This window comes from Paenibacillus sp. UMB4589-SE434, from assembly GCF_030226685.1.
In the GTDB taxonomy this organism is placed as follows: Bacteria; Bacillota; Bacilli; order Paenibacillales; family Paenibacillaceae; genus Paenibacillus_B.
In genome coordinates, this window is sequence record NZ_JASOYK010000001.1 from 125,965 (window position 1) to 141,285 (window position 15,321).

At 46.0% G+C, this 15,321-nt stretch carries 19 protein-coding genes; 16 read left to right on the plus strand and 3 right to left on the minus strand.

Annotation, left to right across the window (positions count from 1 at the left end; all coding sequences use genetic code 11):
• The first annotated feature begins 115 nt into the window (after positions 1–115).
• The 5 genes from QP775_RS00535 (at position 116) to QP775_RS00555 (ending at position 4,587) form a co-directional block, all read left to right on the plus strand.
• Complete coding sequence (locus tag QP775_RS00535; protein WP_285102789.1) at positions 116–766, plus strand: YqhR family membrane protein; 651 nt, start codon at positions 116–118, stop codon at positions 764–766.
• A 118-nt stretch (positions 767–884) separates the two neighbouring features.
• Positions 885–1,349, plus strand: a complete 465-nt coding sequence (gene aroQ, locus QP775_RS00540) for a type II 3-dehydroquinate dehydratase (protein ID WP_285102791.1) — start codon at positions 885–887, stop codon at positions 1,347–1,349.
• Positions 1,350–1,380: 31 nt separating this feature from the next.
• Complete coding sequence (locus QP775_RS00545) at positions 1,381–2,454, plus strand: M24 family metallopeptidase (protein ID WP_239327045.1); 1,074 nt, start codon at positions 1,381–1,383, stop codon at positions 2,452–2,454.
• A 33-nt stretch (positions 2,455–2,487) separates the two neighbouring features.
• Complete coding sequence (efp, locus tag QP775_RS00550; protein WP_239327047.1) at positions 2,488–3,045, plus strand: elongation factor P; 558 nt, start codon at positions 2,488–2,490, stop codon at positions 3,043–3,045.
• A 288-nt stretch (positions 3,046–3,333) separates the two neighbouring features.
• Positions 3,334–4,587 carry an aspartate kinase gene (locus QP775_RS00555; protein WP_285102794.1) on the plus strand — a complete coding sequence of 418 codons (1,254 nt, stop codon included), beginning with the start codon at positions 3,334–3,336 and terminating at the stop codon, positions 4,585–4,587.
• 10 nt (positions 4,588–4,597) lie between these two features.
• Here the strand turns inward: QP775_RS00555 and QP775_RS00560 are convergent, their stop codons facing one another.
• The 3 genes from QP775_RS00560 to comA form a co-directional block, all read right to left on the minus strand.
• Positions 4,598–5,056 carry a DUF441 domain-containing protein gene (locus tag QP775_RS00560; protein WP_239327050.1) on the minus strand — a complete coding sequence of 153 codons (459 nt, stop codon included), beginning with the start codon at positions 5,054–5,056 and terminating at the stop codon, positions 4,598–4,600.
• Positions 5,057–5,205: 149 nt separating this feature from the next.
• Positions 5,206–5,940: a 2-phosphosulfolactate phosphatase gene (locus tag QP775_RS00565; protein WP_285102796.1), complete on the minus strand. Its 735-nt coding sequence runs from the start codon at positions 5,938–5,940 to the stop codon at positions 5,206–5,208.
• A 48-nt stretch (positions 5,941–5,988) separates the two neighbouring features.
• Positions 5,989–6,807 carry a phosphosulfolactate synthase gene (gene comA / locus QP775_RS00570; RefSeq protein ID WP_285102798.1) on the minus strand — a complete coding sequence of 273 codons (819 nt, stop codon included), beginning with the start codon at positions 6,805–6,807 and terminating at the stop codon, positions 5,989–5,991.
• Between the two features lie 187 nt (positions 6,808–6,994).
• Here comA and QP775_RS00575 point away from each other — a divergent pair, with 187 nt between their 5' ends.
• The 11 genes from QP775_RS00575 (at position 6,995) to accC (ending at position 15,253) form a co-directional block, all read left to right on the plus strand.
• Positions 6,995–7,264 (plus strand): YqhV family protein, encoded by a 270-nt coding sequence (locus QP775_RS00575; RefSeq protein ID WP_239327056.1) that lies wholly within the window; start codon positions 6,995–6,997, stop codon positions 7,262–7,264.
• A 154-nt stretch (positions 7,265–7,418) separates the two neighbouring features.
• Positions 7,419–8,435, plus strand: coding sequence for a stage III sporulation protein AA (gene spoIIIAA, locus QP775_RS00580; protein WP_285102800.1), 1,017 nt, complete (start codon positions 7,419–7,421; stop codon positions 8,433–8,435).
• Positions 8,428–8,952 (plus strand): stage III sporulation protein SpoIIIAB, encoded by a 525-nt coding sequence (spoIIIAB, locus tag QP775_RS00585; protein ID WP_239327060.1) that lies wholly within the window; start codon positions 8,428–8,430, stop codon positions 8,950–8,952. The genes spoIIIAA and spoIIIAB overlap by 8 nt, the downstream gene beginning before the upstream one ends.
• An 11-nt stretch (positions 8,953–8,963) precedes the next feature.
• A complete protein-coding gene (gene spoIIIAC, locus QP775_RS00590; protein ID WP_028544139.1) occupies positions 8,964–9,167 on the plus strand; it encodes a stage III sporulation protein AC in 204 nt (67 codons plus the stop codon).
• An 11-nt stretch (positions 9,168–9,178) separates the two neighbouring features.
• Positions 9,179–9,568, plus strand: a complete 390-nt coding sequence (gene spoIIIAD, locus QP775_RS00595; RefSeq protein WP_028544140.1) for a stage III sporulation protein AD — start codon at positions 9,179–9,181, stop codon at positions 9,566–9,568.
• Between the two features lie 21 nt (positions 9,569–9,589).
• A complete protein-coding gene (gene spoIIIAE, locus QP775_RS00600) occupies positions 9,590–10,831 on the plus strand; it encodes a stage III sporulation protein AE (protein ID WP_285102805.1) in 1,242 nt (413 codons plus the stop codon).
• A gap of 12 nt (positions 10,832–10,843) precedes the next feature.
• Positions 10,844–11,641 carry a stage III sporulation protein AF gene (gene spoIIIAF, locus QP775_RS00605; protein ID WP_285102807.1) on the plus strand — a complete coding sequence of 266 codons (798 nt, stop codon included), beginning with the start codon at positions 10,844–10,846 and terminating at the stop codon, positions 11,639–11,641.
• A gap of 116 nt (positions 11,642–11,757) precedes the next feature.
• On the plus strand, positions 11,758–12,420 hold the full coding sequence (gene spoIIIAG, locus QP775_RS00610; RefSeq protein WP_239327736.1) for a stage III sporulation protein AG: 663 nt from the start codon (positions 11,758–11,760) through the stop codon (positions 12,418–12,420).
• Between the two features lie 30 nt (positions 12,421–12,450).
• Positions 12,451–13,212, plus strand: a complete 762-nt coding sequence (locus QP775_RS00615; protein ID WP_285102809.1) for a SpoIIIAH-like family protein — start codon at positions 12,451–12,453, stop codon at positions 13,210–13,212.
• Positions 13,213–13,368: 156 nt separating this feature from the next.
• A complete protein-coding gene (gene accB, locus QP775_RS00620; protein WP_239327066.1) occupies positions 13,369–13,863 on the plus strand; it encodes an acetyl-CoA carboxylase biotin carboxyl carrier protein in 495 nt (164 codons plus the stop codon).
• 46 nt (positions 13,864–13,909) lie between these two features.
• Entirely contained in the window at positions 13,910–15,253 is a 1,344-nt protein-coding gene (gene accC, locus QP775_RS00625) for an acetyl-CoA carboxylase biotin carboxylase subunit (RefSeq protein ID WP_239327068.1), read from the plus strand.
• The last annotated feature ends 68 nt before the right edge of the window (positions 15,254–15,321 follow it).

A 15,321-nucleotide genomic window follows, 5' to 3' on the forward strand; every position in this document is an offset into this window, starting at 1 on the left:
AGGAAATAGAGGAATAACGTTAAGATGCACCCAATTCGTACATACTACCTTTGCGAGCTTGCCTGAATAACTCCGTAACAAAGGGCGATAGACAGCATGAAAGGGGCACAAAGTCATGAATGAACAGCAATATCGACAACAGCATCACGATAAAGGAAGCAGCGGAAGGAAAACGAATCCTTTTTGGTTCGCTATGCAGCTTGGTATGTTTGCCGGGCTCATATGGGGGGGGCTGAGGTGGATGGCTTATGCTTTTCACTTTACAATTGTAGTTCCTGGCTTTTTAATTGAACCCTTCTATAATCACAGCTACTTGGTAACTGCACGCGGTGGAGCAGCAGGATATGTCGTCTTTATCGGATTCTCTATGCTTGCAAGTGTTATCTATACAATGTTTATGAAGAAAATTCCTGGGCCATGGGCGGGTATTGTATATGGCATTGTGTGGTGGGTTATCTTGTTTGTAGCTGTGGGACCTATGATAAAGATGATGCCGCCAGTAACGAAGACAACTTGGAATTCAATATATACTGATTTCTGCCTATTTTTGTTATGGGGCTTGTTTATTGGATATACGGTTGCAATGGAGTTTAATGATGAGCGACTTCGTGAGCCGGGAGGATCAAAGGGAAGCCATAATCAGCATTCAAGTGGACCAAAAGGAGCTAGCAAGTCAGGTAGTCAAGCTAGGGGGGAAGAGTCGAACGACAATGAGGGCCGTGCAGGTGGAACGGACTCTAACAACCAGCCAGAGCCGGTGATGTAATGTCGCGTCAAAAGTGTCAGGGATCGAAATCGTTATGGTTTAGCTAGGTACATGCTTCTCAAGCGGCTGTTCGTATGATAAAATACGTGAGTATTCGTCTGCATAAGGTGGGATAGGCGTGGCTTGTTACTTAGTATTAAATGGACCGAACCTGAATATGTTGGGGATTCGGGAACCTGGTGTGTATGGCAATGAATCGCTTGTTGACATCGAGGCTCGACTTCTTGCAATCGCCAATGAGCTGGGTGTCGAGCTTGAATGCGTGCAAAGCAACCACGAGGGAGTGGTCATTGACCGTATCCATGCCGCATATGGAACGTGCGACGGCATTTTAATCAATCCTGGGGCTTGGACGCATTATAGCTATGCGATTCGTGACGCGCTTGCCACCGTCAGCATTCCTACGGTTGAAGTTCATATGTCCAATATCCATAAGCGCGAAGCTTTCAGGCATCAGTCGGTGACAGCACCAGTAGTCGTTGGACAGATCGCAGGGTTCGGCTCGTACAGCTACGAACTTGGATTATATGCGCTTCATCAAGCAGTGCAGCAGAACGGCAAAGGACTATCTACGCATACATAACGATGAACACCATTGACAGGAGATGATTCGGATGAGTAACACTCGCGTTCAGCGATTGCGCAAGGAAATGGATCAACGAGGGTTGGAATCGATATGGGTTGCAAGTGACATTAACCGTCGATACTTAACTGGCTTTACAGGCTCTTCAGGTTATGTGTTGATAACACATGAGCGGGCAATCCTGCTGACAGATTTCCGATATATGACTCAGGCACCTGAGCAATCCCCGGATTTCGAAATCTTAGAGCATGCCAAAGTAACGGATACGTTGAAGTCGCTGCTTCAGGAGCTTAACATTTCGCGTCTTGCATTTGAACAGGACCATGTTACCTTTGCTGCTTACTCCAATTATGCCGAAGAGTTGAATCCAATTGAATTGGTTCCGACCAGCGGATTAATAGAAGACCTGCGGATGATCAAGGACGAGGAAGAGCTGCGTGTGATGCGCGATGCTGCAGCGCTTGCAGATCGTACGTTCAGTCATATCTTGAATTATTTGAAGCCTGGTGTGTCTGAGAAAGACATTGCACTAGAGATGGAATACTTCATGCGTAAGCAAGGGGCAACTTCAAGCTCATTTGATACGATTGTTGCTTCCGGTGAACGCTCTGCGCTGCCGCATGGTGTGGCAAGCGATCGTATCATCAAAGGGAATGAGTTTATTAAACTCGACTTTGGTGCTTACTTCCAAGGATACTGTTCCGACATTACGCGTACAGTCGTGCTTGGAACACCAACAGACAAGCATAAAGAAATCTACAACATCGTGTTGGAATCCCAATTATATGCCTTGGAACATATTCGTCCTGGTATGACTGGACGTGAGGCAGATGCGTTGGCGCGTGATATCATTACTCGTTATGGGTATGGCCCGAACTTTGGGCACAGCTTGGGACATGGCTTGGGCATGGAAGTACATGAGCGTCCAGGTTTGTCGAAGGCAAGCGATACGGTGTTAACTCCCGGTATGACCGTAACAGTAGAACCGGGCATTTACGTGCCTGGATTCGGCGGTGTACGTATTGAAGACGATATCGTCATTACGGAGAACGGGATTGAAATAATAACACAATCTACGAAAGACTTGCTCGTGCTTGAGATGTAATTTTGCACGAATAGATTTAGGAGGGTATTCACAGTGATTTCAGTGAACGATTTTAAGACAGGATTAACGGTAGAAGTAGAACATGACATCTTCTCCGTAGTAGAATTCCAACATGTTAAACCAGGCAAAGGCGCAGCGTTTGTTCGCTCTAAGCTTAGAAACTTGCGCAACGGCAACGTTGTCGAGAAGACGTTCCGTGCAGGCGAGACAATCGGCCGCGCACAGATCGATAACCGTGAAGTACAATATTTGTACAACAGCGGTGAAGAATATACATTTATGGACAACGAGTCCTACGATCAATTTGCACTAAGTAAAGAGCAATTGGAATGGGAAATTAACTTCTTGAAAGACAACATGATGGTTAACATCATCAGCTACAAAGGCGAAATTTTGGGCATTAACATGCCTAACAGCGTTGAACTTAAAGTCATTGAGACGGAGCCAGGCGTCAAAGGCAACACGGCTCAAGGCGCAACGAAAAACGCTAAAGTCGAAACGGGCCTGAACGTTCAAGTACCTCTCTTCATCAACGAAGATGATGTATTGCTTATCGATACGCGCGAAGGTAAATACATTTCCCGCGCCTAATCAAATGTTGGATGTAAGTTGATTACAACGTATATACTGACATTTAAATAAAAAAAGTGATTGAACAGGAAGTTGTTTCTGTTTAATCACTTTTTTTAGTTTACAGGTGATTGCGAATATCGAATGTACGCCCTTGAGAGGCATTAATTTGTGTTTGTATACGAGGGAAAAACGTCCTTATACAAGTTTAGACAGACGTACAACTTTTACGACTATTCTGGCAAACATTATGCTATAATATGCAATTAAAAGAAATTATACATTCCTACGGGATTGGAGTGAGTCAGCGTGGCTTTATTCGTCATGAAATTCGGGGGAAGTTCTGTCGGTGACACCGAGCGTATGAAGCGGGTTGCTAAGCGTATTGTAGAAAAGAAAGAGCAGGGTCATCAATGTGTCGTTGTTGTATCTGCAATGGGAGATACGACAGACGATCTGATCGATAAATCCAGATTGCTAAGCGACAATCCGCCTGCTCGAGAAATGGATATGCTATTAACGACAGGCGAGCAGATAAGCGTTGCGCTTTTGTCAATGGCCATTCATTCGTTAGGTCATCAAGCAAAGTCATTTACAGGTTGGCAAGCTGGATTCCGCACGGACGATACACATGGTAAGGCACGAATAGCTGATATCGAACCGTTTCGTGTCATTGATGCACTTGATACGGGTAACATCGTAATTGTTGCTGGCTTCCAGGGCATGTCTGAGTCTGGCGAGATTACGACGCTTGGACGCGGCGGATCTGACACAACTGCAGTAGCTTTAGCTGCAGCTATTCAGGCAGACGTGTGCGAGATCTACACAGATGTTGACGGTATTTATTCCACCGATCCACGTATTGTGCGATGTGCTCGTAAGCTGCAGGAAATTTCTTACGACGAAATGTTGGAACTGGCTCACTTAGGGGCGGCGGTATTGCATCCACGGGCTGTTGAGTATGCGAAGCATAACAACGTATGTTTGGTGGTGCGATCTAGCTTTAATCATAACGAGGGAACTTACGTGAAGGAGGAAGCGGTCATGGAGCAGGGAGTGGTCGTCAGCGGAATTGCGTACGATAAAAATGTAGCACGTATTAGCATATTGGGTGTTGCTGATCTGCCAGGGGTATTGGCAAGAGTGTTCGGCTCGCTCGCCGAAGCCGAGATCGATGTAGATATTATTGTGCAAAGCGGGGTATTGAATGGAGAGGCAGACTTCTCCTTTACAACCGCGCTGCATGATCGTGATCGGGCCATTCATGTTCTGGACCAACTGAAATCCGAGCTTCCATACCGTGAAGTGACTTCTGAGACTGATCTGGTCAAGATATCCATTGTTGGCGCCGGGATGGTCAGCCATCCGGGTGTTGCAGCGAAGATGTTCGAAGTGATATCCGGGCTTGGCATCAGTATAAAGATGGTCAGTACATCCGAGATCAAAGTATCATGCGTGATCGCCAATCAACAGCTTCACGATGTAGTGAAAGCTTTGCACACGGCTTATGGCTTGGACACCGTGGAACAAGTATTCGTAGGTGGCCCGCAGGATCGTCGTTAACGAATAGGAATTATTTTTGAAATATCCACCTTGCAAGCTGTAATAAAAAAGCGGTAATACCTGCGGCCATTAGGGGACCAACCGGTATGCCACGCAGAAAGACGATCCCGATGATCGATCCGGCGACAAGCCCGACGATCATTTGTGGGTCGTTTTTTAATAGGTCAAGTCCTTTACTGTTCATAAATGTAGCAAGTGCACCACCTGTCAGTGCAAGGATGCCTGTCCATGAGGTAAGCGTGTTTACGATGTCTTTTGTCTCGATTCGTTCTGTTGCAAAAGGCACTAACACACCAATCGTTAAAAATAACAGTCCAAGCTCTAACCCTCTACGTTCCAGTGTAGGCAGAAATCGATCAAGCTGGACAAGCTTAATAATGAGTAAAAAGCAGGCCGCAGTCGTAATGATAGGAGAGCGGCTAATAAGTCCCACGATAATTAAAGTGACCAGAACAACTTCGCCGTTCATATATAAGGTGGCTCCTTCATGGAAAATAAGAGCTTGCATATCTAATGCCTTATGAAGCTGGGCAAGCTCTTATCTCACGATATGAACACATACCGCTCATTTAGAACGAAAAGTCGATGTAGCTTCGAAAGCAGAGTGTTAGATTGCTATTATGAGGTGAACCCGGTAAAAGGAATCATCATCTGATGGACCATTCGTGGGACTACAGGAATGGTATTTACTGCTGAGCAGAATTCTACATCTTTATGATAACCAAGTTTGGCAAGCCGTTTGGCACTTGCACATTGCTGTAAAGCACTCAACAAATTGTCCGCATGGTGAAGATAAGCACTCATTACCATCGAGCCAAGATCGTTCATGACGATTGCATCCTGGGTTTCTTCTTTTATTCTACTAATCTCGTGAAGCAGCAGTCCCGCACACAAGCCGTCTTCAAATGCAAACGTATCCTGTGAACCGGCGCACAATAAGGCTACATCTCGCTTTAGCTTCACAGCTACTTGCGCACATAGCTGTGCGTTCAGAAAAGCACCCGCAATAATATGCTCCGCCCGAACCGCTTTTTGAATGGCTCGTGTTCCGTTTGTAGTCGTTAAAACAATGCGGCGTCCTCGAAAATCATCATTTGTGTATTCTAAAGGAGAGTTGCCTGCGTCGAAGCCAATTATTTTTTTACAGTAGCGCTCGCCCCCAAGAATATCCCCTGGTACAAAGCAATGCTTGGCTTGACCGACAGTCTCAACTGGAATAACACCGGCTGCGCCGTAGGCCAACGCTGTTACAATTGTACTAGTCGCCCGCAGCACGTCGATCACAATTACGGTACGATGGGACAGGTCAATCGCGCGTGCTTCACTAATACTTGATATGGCATCGACTTGCATCTGCATGCACCTCCTTTCGTATGCAGGAACATGATATCCACGGCTGCACTAGATCTCATAATAGAATGCAAGACGGTCTAAAAATGTATCTGCTCTTAAACCGCGTCTCAAAGCTTCCAGCGCAATCACGTCCCCATGTGCTACGTTACCAATATTTGCATTTACGCCTGCATTTTTTAATATAAACAACTGTTGGTTTTTGTGGGGAGCCTCCCACATAATCTTCTCTGGAAAAGGGACAGCAGCTAGAATGTTACCGATTAACTCGACATTACAATTGCCGTTGGTGTCAAATACACCGACGTTGACGCCCGATTCGCGGCCTTCAAGTGTCATCCATTGTGCGCCGTGTGTCAGGTCATCCAATAGTATTTCCGTGATTTCCTCTATTTGAAATGGGTTATGTTCGAGCTTCTTTCCGTATTCGGTGCATACGGTATAACCTTCTTCCACAGCACGGCTAATAAGCGACCTTCGTTCTGAACGTGAGAGCGTGATCGAACCATCGGATACCTCGATGGCGTTAAAGCCCGTTTCTTTCATCATATGAAAAAAATCATCTACCATACCTTTAGCAATGGCAATCTCCAATAAGGTACCACCTGGCATAATACGCAGCCCATACGATTTGGCCAACAATGTCTTTGCGCGTATGAAAGAAGGCGGCAGCAGGGCAGATGTGCCGAATCCGAGCTTTAATATGTCAATATGCTCATGTACACAAGCTAAAAAATCTTCAAACGCCTGCAGGCCCAAGCCTTTGTCCATTACCATCGTATAACCGAATGACCTAGGTTGAAGCAAACGTTCTCCGCTTGGATCTGATAGCCCAATTGGCCATTTAGAGGTGGTTATTAATCGGTTCATATGCCAATTCTCCTTTGGATGTGCTGCTTGACATAGCATCTTGAAGCAATATATGCGTTCAATCCCAGACAGGTGCCTAGTGGATGGACCTACTGCTCTATTCTGAGGAGAAACAGCATATGAATAAACGGAAGACAATTGAGGTTGTTATTTAGTTATTCCAGATTAAGGAAAGGAGGCTGCGGAGATGTCTTTTGACAAAATAGTGCTTAGTATGGCAGGCCTGCGATTCCTCTCGGGCAGTCTGGAGTTGCTTGCAGCTGTTATCATGTTAAGGCTTAATGAACCGCACAAAGCGCTTGCTGTGAACTCTATGCTGGCATTAGTTGGGCCAATGGTGTTAATTGCAACGACTACGATTGGTTTGATTGGTATTGCGGACAAGCTCTCTTGGGGCAAATTCGTGTGGATTACGATAGGTGTCACTTGTTTATTAGTGGGCATTTTAAAAAAATAATCTCAAAATAGACGATGGTCTTACCAAATGTAAGGCTAAAACGAATTCATGACCCGTTGTCATATTTGCTTAGGTTGTTCCATACACATCAGTGTAGATGGGCAAGCATTATTCCTGTATGTAGGAATGAATCAGGTGAGCGAGGAGGGATACCATGACTGCGCAAGACCGGACTAGCTGGTCTCTCGTGCTGCCCCCAGAGCTGCGTTCGCTCATCATGCAGCTGCCCTCGCGGCTATTAAACGTAATGGAAGAAATTCGTATTCGTGAAGGCAGGCCGCTTGAGGTCAGTACGTGTGGTGAGTACCACTTTATAACGAATCTTGGGACGATAACCGAGCAACCATTAGAAGCACACACTCCATCGAGGGAAGACTGCCATCGTCTTCTGGATCTGTTGACTAATCATTCCTTATATACGATGGAGGAGCAGCTTAGGAGAGGGTATGTCACTATTGCGGGGGGACACCGCGTTGGTCTTTCAGGACGAACGGTACTTCATCAAGGAAAGGTAAGCCATCTGCGCGATATTTCGGGTTTTAACGTAAGAATCGCTAGAGAAGTCAAGGGGACAGCGGCTTCGATAATGCCGTATTTGCTCGATTTTCGAGCACAGTCTGTCTATCACACCTTGATCGTCTCGCCGCCGCAGCATGGAAAGACAACTTTGCTACGGGATGTAGCGCGTTCGACTGCTTCTGGTATGTGGAACCACCCGGATGCCCGTTGGCAATCACTAAAAGTTGGCATTGTGGACGAGCGGTCTGAAATTGCTGGATGCATAAAAGGCGTGCCAAGCTTTGATCTTGGCTTTCGCAGCGATGTATTAGACGGTTGTCCAAAAGCTGAGGGGATGATGATGTTGATCAGGTCGATGTCCCCTGATGTAATTGTCGTAGATGAATTCGGCCGTGAGGAGGACGTGTTCGCTATGCGGGAAGCTATACACGCAGGTGTACGCGTTATTGCTTCTGCTCACGGCAGTGATGTGGAAGAACTGAGACGCAGGCCAGGCATAGGAGAGCTACTGACAGAAGGGGTTTTTTCTCGAATTATACTGCTAAAGAGGACCAAGAAGGAGTGGACCTGGAAAATATACGATGACAAACGAAGAGCTTTGCTCATGCCAGAAATGACCGCAGGTGTGAAAGGCGGGGGTGGGCGTGTATAAGCTTATTGGGACAGCAATCGTTATTGCTGCAGCCAGCGCAATCGGCTGGGTGCAATCCGCTTCCTATGCAGCAAGACCAAGGCAGATCAGACAACTGATTGTTGCTTTACAACGGCTAGAGACGTCAATCGTATATGGTCACACGCCGCTAGATGATGCTTTTGAGGAGCTTGGCATGCAGCTGTCCGCGCCGTTAAATACATTATTTGCTGCCGCTGCCTCCAGCATGAAGCAGCGGGAAGCTCTTGTATTGACCTCAAAAGAAGCTTGGCATCAGGCCTTGAATCGAGTTTCACCCGAAACCGCTCTTAAGCATCAGGATATTCGCGTGTTGTATGACTTGGGTATGAGCCTCGGCATAAGTGATCGTGAGGATCAGCGCAACCATATCCGACATGCGATCAAAAGGCTGGAGCAGGAAGAAATAAACGCGCGTGAAGATTATATGCGTTATGGGACATTAAGTCGCAGTTTAGGTTTGTTAAGCGGGGTGTTAGTAGTCATTTTAATATATTGAGGTGCCTTCGGATGAATGTGGATGTGAGTGCGATATTTCAGATTGCCGGGATCGGCATAATCATTGCCATGATTCATACCGTACTGAAGCAGATGGGCAAAGAAGACATGGCTCACTGGGTAACTGTGATCGGGTTTGTTGTTGTGTTATTTATGGTTGTTCGGCTGCTGGACAATTTGTTTCAAGAGATTAAGACCATTTTCTTGTTTCAGTAGGTGACACATGTATGGAGATTATTCAGATTGTCGGACTTGGTCTAATCGCAGCCATCCTTGTGCTTGTTGTGAAGGAGCAGAAGCCGATGTTTGCGTTTCTTATATCCGCATTTGCAGGTATTGTCATCTTCCTCTTCTTAATAGGCAAGATTGAGGCTGTTATCAAAGTGTTGGAGGATCTTGCCAACCGTTCGGGGATTCAACCCGTATACCTGAAAACTATTTTAAAAATTATTGGAATAGCCTATATTGCAGAATTTGGCGCGCAAGTCGTCCGTGATGCTGGACAAGACGGCATCGCTGCTAAGATTGAGCTGGCAGGCAAGGTGCTCATTATGGTTATGGCCATTCCGATAATTAGCGTTATTATTGAAACCGTCATGAAGCTGCTTCCGGCTTAATCCCATACATAATGAGGAGAGGTGAAGACTATCGGAAAGAGCCTATTTCATGCGAGTCGTACTCATGTCTTCATCGTACTTCTCTTGTGTATGTTGTGTGCAGGCGTTAGTGCAGTATCAGCAGCCCCTGATGCTGTAGATGAGCAGGTAAAGGCAACTACTTCAGCTCCTGCTGAAGAGTGGGTGAAGCAGCAAAGCAAGGAGATCGGCACAGGTGAAGTAGAGGTATATTGGAACACCTTATTGGACAAGTATGGAGGATTTTTCCCAAAAGAGTCTGTACCTGATTTTGCTGATCTAATTCTGCCGGGGGGCGAGAAGCTTACGATCGGCAATACGTTTAAAGCACTGGGCAGCTTTATGCTGCAAGAAGTGGTCATGAATGGGAAATTGATTGTCACGATTGTTATTTTAGCTGTGTTTAGCATGGTGCTTGAGACGCTGCAAACCGCATTTGAACGGAATACAGTTAGTAAAATTGCTTATTCCATCTCTTATATGGTCATTATTATTTTAGCGATAAACAGTTTTCACGTAGCGATTGGATATGCAAAAGATGCCATATCAGGAATGATTGACTTTATGATGGCAATGGTTCCGTTGCTATTTACATTATTAGCATCCCTTGGAAATGTTGTTACCGTATCTGTACTTCATCCGCTAATTGTATTTATGATTCATTTGGTCGGAACGTTAATCTATGCTGTCGTATTTCCGCTGCTGTTCTTCTCAGCTGTACTTCATATTGTTAGTACGATGTCGGACAAGTACAAAGTAACGCAGTTGGCAAACCTGCTGCGGAACATTAGCGTCGGGTTGTTGGGCATATTGTTAACTGTCTTTTTAGGTGTCATTTCAGTACAAGGTGTGACAAGCTCAGTTACGGATGGGGTGGCATTACGGACAGCTAAGTATATTACGGGCAACTTTGTTCCGGTTGTAGGCCGTGTATTCTCTGATGCAACAGATACGGTTATAACAGCTTCGCTGCTCGTCAAAAATGCGGTCGGCTTAACGGGCGTTATTATCCTCTTGTTTTTGTGTGCATTTCCCGCATTAAAAATATTAACGCTAGCGCTCATTTATAACGTATCTGCCGCTGTAATGCAGCCATTAGGCGATAGCCCGGTCGTAGGCTGTTTGAAGACGGTGGGTAAAAGTATGATTTACGTGTTTGCTGCACTTGCGGCAGTTAGCTTAATGTTCTTTCTTGCGATTACGATCTTGTTAACAGCCGGGAATGTAACTGTCATGATGCGTTAGGGGGGGATACGCATGACGTGGCTTAGCCAATGGCTAAAGGAAATCATCATGGTCATTTTATTAGCGACCTTTATTGATTTACTGCTGCCTAATCGCACGATGCAGCGTTATGTAAAACTGATGATGAGTCTGATCATCTTACTGATCCTGCTCTCTCCGATTATGAAGCTCTTTGACGCGAACATTACAGATGAATTGGCGCAGCAATGGGACCAGGCATCAGCGGCAACACCTGGCACTTACGCATCATTAACCTCCATTCAGCGCGAAGCTAACCGGATAAAAGCGAAGCGTGACGAACAAGTGATGTCCTATGCGGCTGCGCAGCTCGAGACGAATATGAAGAAACAATTAAATGATACTTTGGCCTCACCGTCAACTGGCAATCTAAGCGGAGGCGCTCGATCGGAGGGGGCAGAGACTGTTATTGCACAGTCAAAGCTCATATTCCAAGTGGTTGCCGTGCAGGTGGAATTAACTAGTCGACCTAATCAGGAGCAGCCAACAATCGACATGATACGCATTCAAATGAAGCCAGCCCAGAGAGCAGAAATACAACATGAAACGTTACCAGTAATGGCCCCAGAACACAGTGCTATTAACCAGGTGGAACCTGTCGAGACCGTGTCGAATGTTACCGTACAATCGGTAAGTTCTAATAATAATACACATAAAAAACAACTCGACAATCAAGTTCAACCCCTTAATGAAAACGATGAACGCCAGGCGGTTGAAGGGCTAGTTAAACAGCAATTGTCGCAGCAATGGGTCGTATTGCCGGAACAGATCCATATCGAATGGCAAACGTAGCTCATAAAAAAGTGTACGAGTTCGCATATAGCAGTCATAAATTTGAACAAGCAGCGTATAGGTGAAATGAGGACAAGTAAACGCAAGTCCATCACGTGAAAGGGCGGTTGAGTGCATTGGCGAAATGGCTGCAGAAAATTGAATCCCTACTTGGCAGTGGACCGAACGGGTCCAAAAAGTTGCATACGTTCCGCTTGCTGTTGCTGTTTGGCCTTATTGGCGCCGCGCTTGTCTTATTCAGCTCGTTTCGCTCCTTCGAAGGGGCAGGCAGTTGGCTAAAGGGCAACGTTGGCAGGGAACCGCCGACGGCGGGAGCCTTTCAAGCTGCTGATGGGCAGTCGAGTGAGCTGACTCCCACACCTGGCAACGCCTTTGATGCTATCGAGAAGTCCTTCGAAACAAGAATTCGGTCCATTCTGGAGGAGATTGTGGGTGTCGGACAGGTTGAGGTATTGGTAACGATTGATTCAACAGAAGAGATGGTTATCCAACGCAACAATAAAGATAGCCAGCAGGTAACGGAGGAGACCGATGCGAACGGGGGCAAGCGTCACACGACACAATATTCGCGTGATGGAGAAATTGTAATGACGGAACAGTCGAACAGTCATAGTCCAATCGTAACAAAACGGATCAAGCCCAAGGTGAGAGGAGTCGTCGTTGTTGCGAAAGGCGCAGAAAATGCAGTCGTCAAGCAATTAATAGTGGATGCGGTGGAAAAAGGATTAAATGTCCCGTCTTATCGAATCTCGGTCGTGCCGCGAAAAGTGGCGGAGTAAAGCAGTGAATGGCAAAGGAGGCCTTTTCTTATGAACACGAAAAGACAAACAATTTGGTTAGTATCTATGCTAAGCCTGATGGTTGTATTATCCGCCTATTACTTGTTTACGGAAGATACGACAAGTAAACAAACGGCAACTGGAACGCAAGCGGAGCAAGTGATTAAAGGTGACGCCACTGAAGTTGGGCAGCTTCCAAACGTGCAGATCACGGAAGTATCTGCTGGGGACAGCAACACGGCTGGCAAGGAACAGGCAAATGCAGGCGAAAAGAAAGGCACTGAGAATATCGCAAATGGAAATGCGGGCCATGATACACAAGATCCGACAGGTGCACCATCGCCTGCACCAGCTGATACATCTAAGTCAGTAGCAGGCAAGGAAGATACAAAGACCAATGAGGATGTGTTGAATGAAGCGGTTGCCGGTGGTGTAACCAAACGAAGCATGATCGAAGAAAAACAAATGGAAAGAAATGAGCAATATCAACAAAATATTGAGCGTTTACTCGGTATTATTAATGATACAACCAATATTACCGGTGATAAACTAACAAAAGCTTATGATGAGATGCATCAGCTTGACGAGCGTGAACAAAAAATTACAAACCTGGAGACCGAATTGCAGAAGGAATATGACAATGCAGTTATTACTCAGGATAATGACCGCTATAAAGTTGTCGTGCAGAGCGCGAAGCTGGAAGTGAAGCAGGCCGTTGATATTATGGATAAATTAATAAAAGAATTAAATGTAACACAGGACAAAATAAGTGTTCAGTATGTGTCCGAATAAAGCGATAACATGCACCTTAAATACAAAGGTTGGCAAAGCCCAGTTCCAAACTGGGCTCTTTCTATTTATTGAGGTTGTGATATAATACATACGTCTATGTAGATTGTCCATATGTAAAGTCCTTACGGATACATACTTTCACGAGGAGTGAATGAATTGTTCAAAATTAGTGAGATTAAAGAGCTGGTAAAATTGTTGGACCAGACTTCGGTCCATGAGCTCGAAGTAGAAAACGAAGGCTTCCGCCTATCCATTCGTAAGCCGGGCAAGACAGAGGTTGTAACTGTTCAAACGGCACCAACGACACATACATATACGCCAGTCCCAGCAACTATTCCTGTAACTGCGGCTGCTGAGGCAACTGCAGCAAATCCGGCGCCAAGTACAGATGCTGCATCTGCTCAAGCAGGACTCCACAAGATCGTATCCCCTATGGTAGGTACGTTTTATGCTTCGCCGTCTCCTGAGGCAGGTGCCTTCGTGAAGACGGGAGACCGGGTGAACGAGCGTTCCGTTGTTTGTATTCTTGAAGCGATGAAACTTATGAACGAGCTTGAAGCAGAGGTATCAGGCGAGATCGTACAGATTCTAGTCGAGAACGGACAACTAGTAGAATACGGACAACCACTGTTCTTGGTAAAGCCTGAGTAAAGAAGGCTGACTAGTTAATTCGGATAAACCAAGAGGAGGTTGAACGATGAAGTTTCAGAAAGTGCTCGTCGCGAACCGCGGAGAAATTGCCGTACGTATTATTCGCGCGTGCCGTGAACTAGGAATTACAACAGTAGCTGTTTACTCGGAAGCGGATCGCGACGCCCTTCATGTTCGTCTGGCGGATGAGGCCTACTGTATTGGACCAACGGCGTCCAAGGACAGCTACTTGAATTTTACCAACTTAATGAGTGTGGCAACACTTACAGAGTGTGACGCTGTACATCCTGGTTACGGGTTTTTGGCGGAAAATGCTGACTTTGCCGAGATTTGCAGTTCATGCGGCATTACATTTATTGGCCCCTCTGCTGATGCAATTGAGCGTATGGGTGACAAGGCAGTTGCCAAGCAGACGATGAAGGATGCGGGCGTACCGGTTATTCCGGGATCTGACGGTCTTGTTGAGGATATTGAAGATGCAATTATGATTGCACGTGATATCGGCTATCCTGTCATCATTAAAGCAACAGCAGGCGGCGGCGGTAAAGGTATTCGGATTGCAGATGATGAATCATCTCTGTTGAAGCAGATGAAGACCGCTCAGCAAGAAGCTGAGAAAGCATTTGGCAATTCAGGTGTCTATCTGGAGAAGTTCTTGACGGGTATGAAGCATGTCGAGATCCAGATCGTAGCTGACAAGCATGGAAACGTCGTTCATCTAGGCGAGCGGGATTGCTCGGTACAACGTCGCAGACAGAAACTTGTGGAAGAGGCACCATGTCCTGTTCTGAGCGAGGAAACACGTAACCAAATGGGTGACGCTGCGGTTCGTGCGGCATTGGCTGTTAACTATTCAGGAGCTGGTACGCTAGAATTTTTGCTGGCACCGGACGGACAGTTCTATTTTATGGAAATGAATACCCGCATACAGGTTGAACATCCGGTTACAGAGATGGTTACTGGTGTGGATATTATTAAAGAAATGATTATGGTGGCTCAAGGTGAACAGCTTTCTGTCAGACAGGATGAGATCACGATTAACGGGTGGGCGATCGAGTGCCGTATTAATGCGGAAGATCCGGATCGCAACTTTATGCCGTCTCCAGGGCAGATTACGTTTTATTTGCCAGCAGGAGGCATAGGTGTTCGTGTGGATAGTGCTGCTTTCCAAGGATATACAATCTCTCCGTTCTACGACTCTATGATTGCCAAGCTTATCGTGTGGGCGCCAACAAGACTAGAAGCGATTGAGCGCATGAAGCGAGCTCTGGCTGAATTTGCTATCGAAGGTATTTATACAACGATTCCATTCCATATGCGATTGTTGCAGCATCCAACTTTCATTCGTGGCGATTTTGACATCAAGTTTCTAGAGGAAAATGAGGTATAATGGTTTACACCGATCAGTTGTTTGTCATAAAATTGGACAAATGATATAGTTATGAATAATAGGTGGAC

Excerpts from the sequence above, each read along its gene's own strand:
- QP775_RS00535 (WP_285102789.1), top strand. The coding sequence starts at position 116 with ATGAATGAACAGCAATATCGACAACAGCATCACGATAAAGGAAGCAGC.
- QP775_RS00545 (WP_239327045.1), top strand. The coding sequence starts at position 1,381 with ATGAGTAACACTCGCGTTCAGCGATTGCGCAAGGAAATGGATCAACGA.
- QP775_RS00560 (WP_239327050.1), bottom strand. The coding sequence starts at position 5,056 with ATGAACGGCGAAGTTGTTCTGGTCACTTTAATTATCGTGGGACTTATT.
- QP775_RS00565 (WP_285102796.1), bottom strand. The coding sequence starts at position 5,940 with ATGCAAGTCGATGCCATATCAAGTATTAGTGAAGCACGCGCGATTGAC.
- comA (WP_285102798.1), bottom strand. The coding sequence starts at position 6,807 with ATGAACCGATTAATAACCACCTCTAAATGGCCAATTGGGCTATCAGAT.
- QP775_RS00575 (WP_239327056.1), top strand. The coding sequence starts at position 6,995 with ATGTCTTTTGACAAAATAGTGCTTAGTATGGCAGGCCTGCGATTCCTC.
- spoIIIAA (WP_285102800.1), top strand. The coding sequence starts at position 7,419 with ATGACTGCGCAAGACCGGACTAGCTGGTCTCTCGTGCTGCCCCCAGAG.
- spoIIIAC (WP_028544139.1), top strand. The coding sequence starts at position 8,964 with ATGAATGTGGATGTGAGTGCGATATTTCAGATTGCCGGGATCGGCATA.
- spoIIIAD (WP_028544140.1), top strand. The coding sequence starts at position 9,179 with ATGGAGATTATTCAGATTGTCGGACTTGGTCTAATCGCAGCCATCCTT.
- spoIIIAF (WP_285102807.1), top strand. The coding sequence starts at position 10,844 with ATGACGTGGCTTAGCCAATGGCTAAAGGAAATCATCATGGTCATTTTA.
- QP775_RS00615 (WP_285102809.1), top strand. The coding sequence starts at position 12,451 with ATGAACACGAAAAGACAAACAATTTGGTTAGTATCTATGCTAAGCCTG.
- accC (WP_239327068.1), top strand. The coding sequence starts at position 13,910 with ATGAAGTTTCAGAAAGTGCTCGTCGCGAACCGCGGAGAAATTGCCGTA.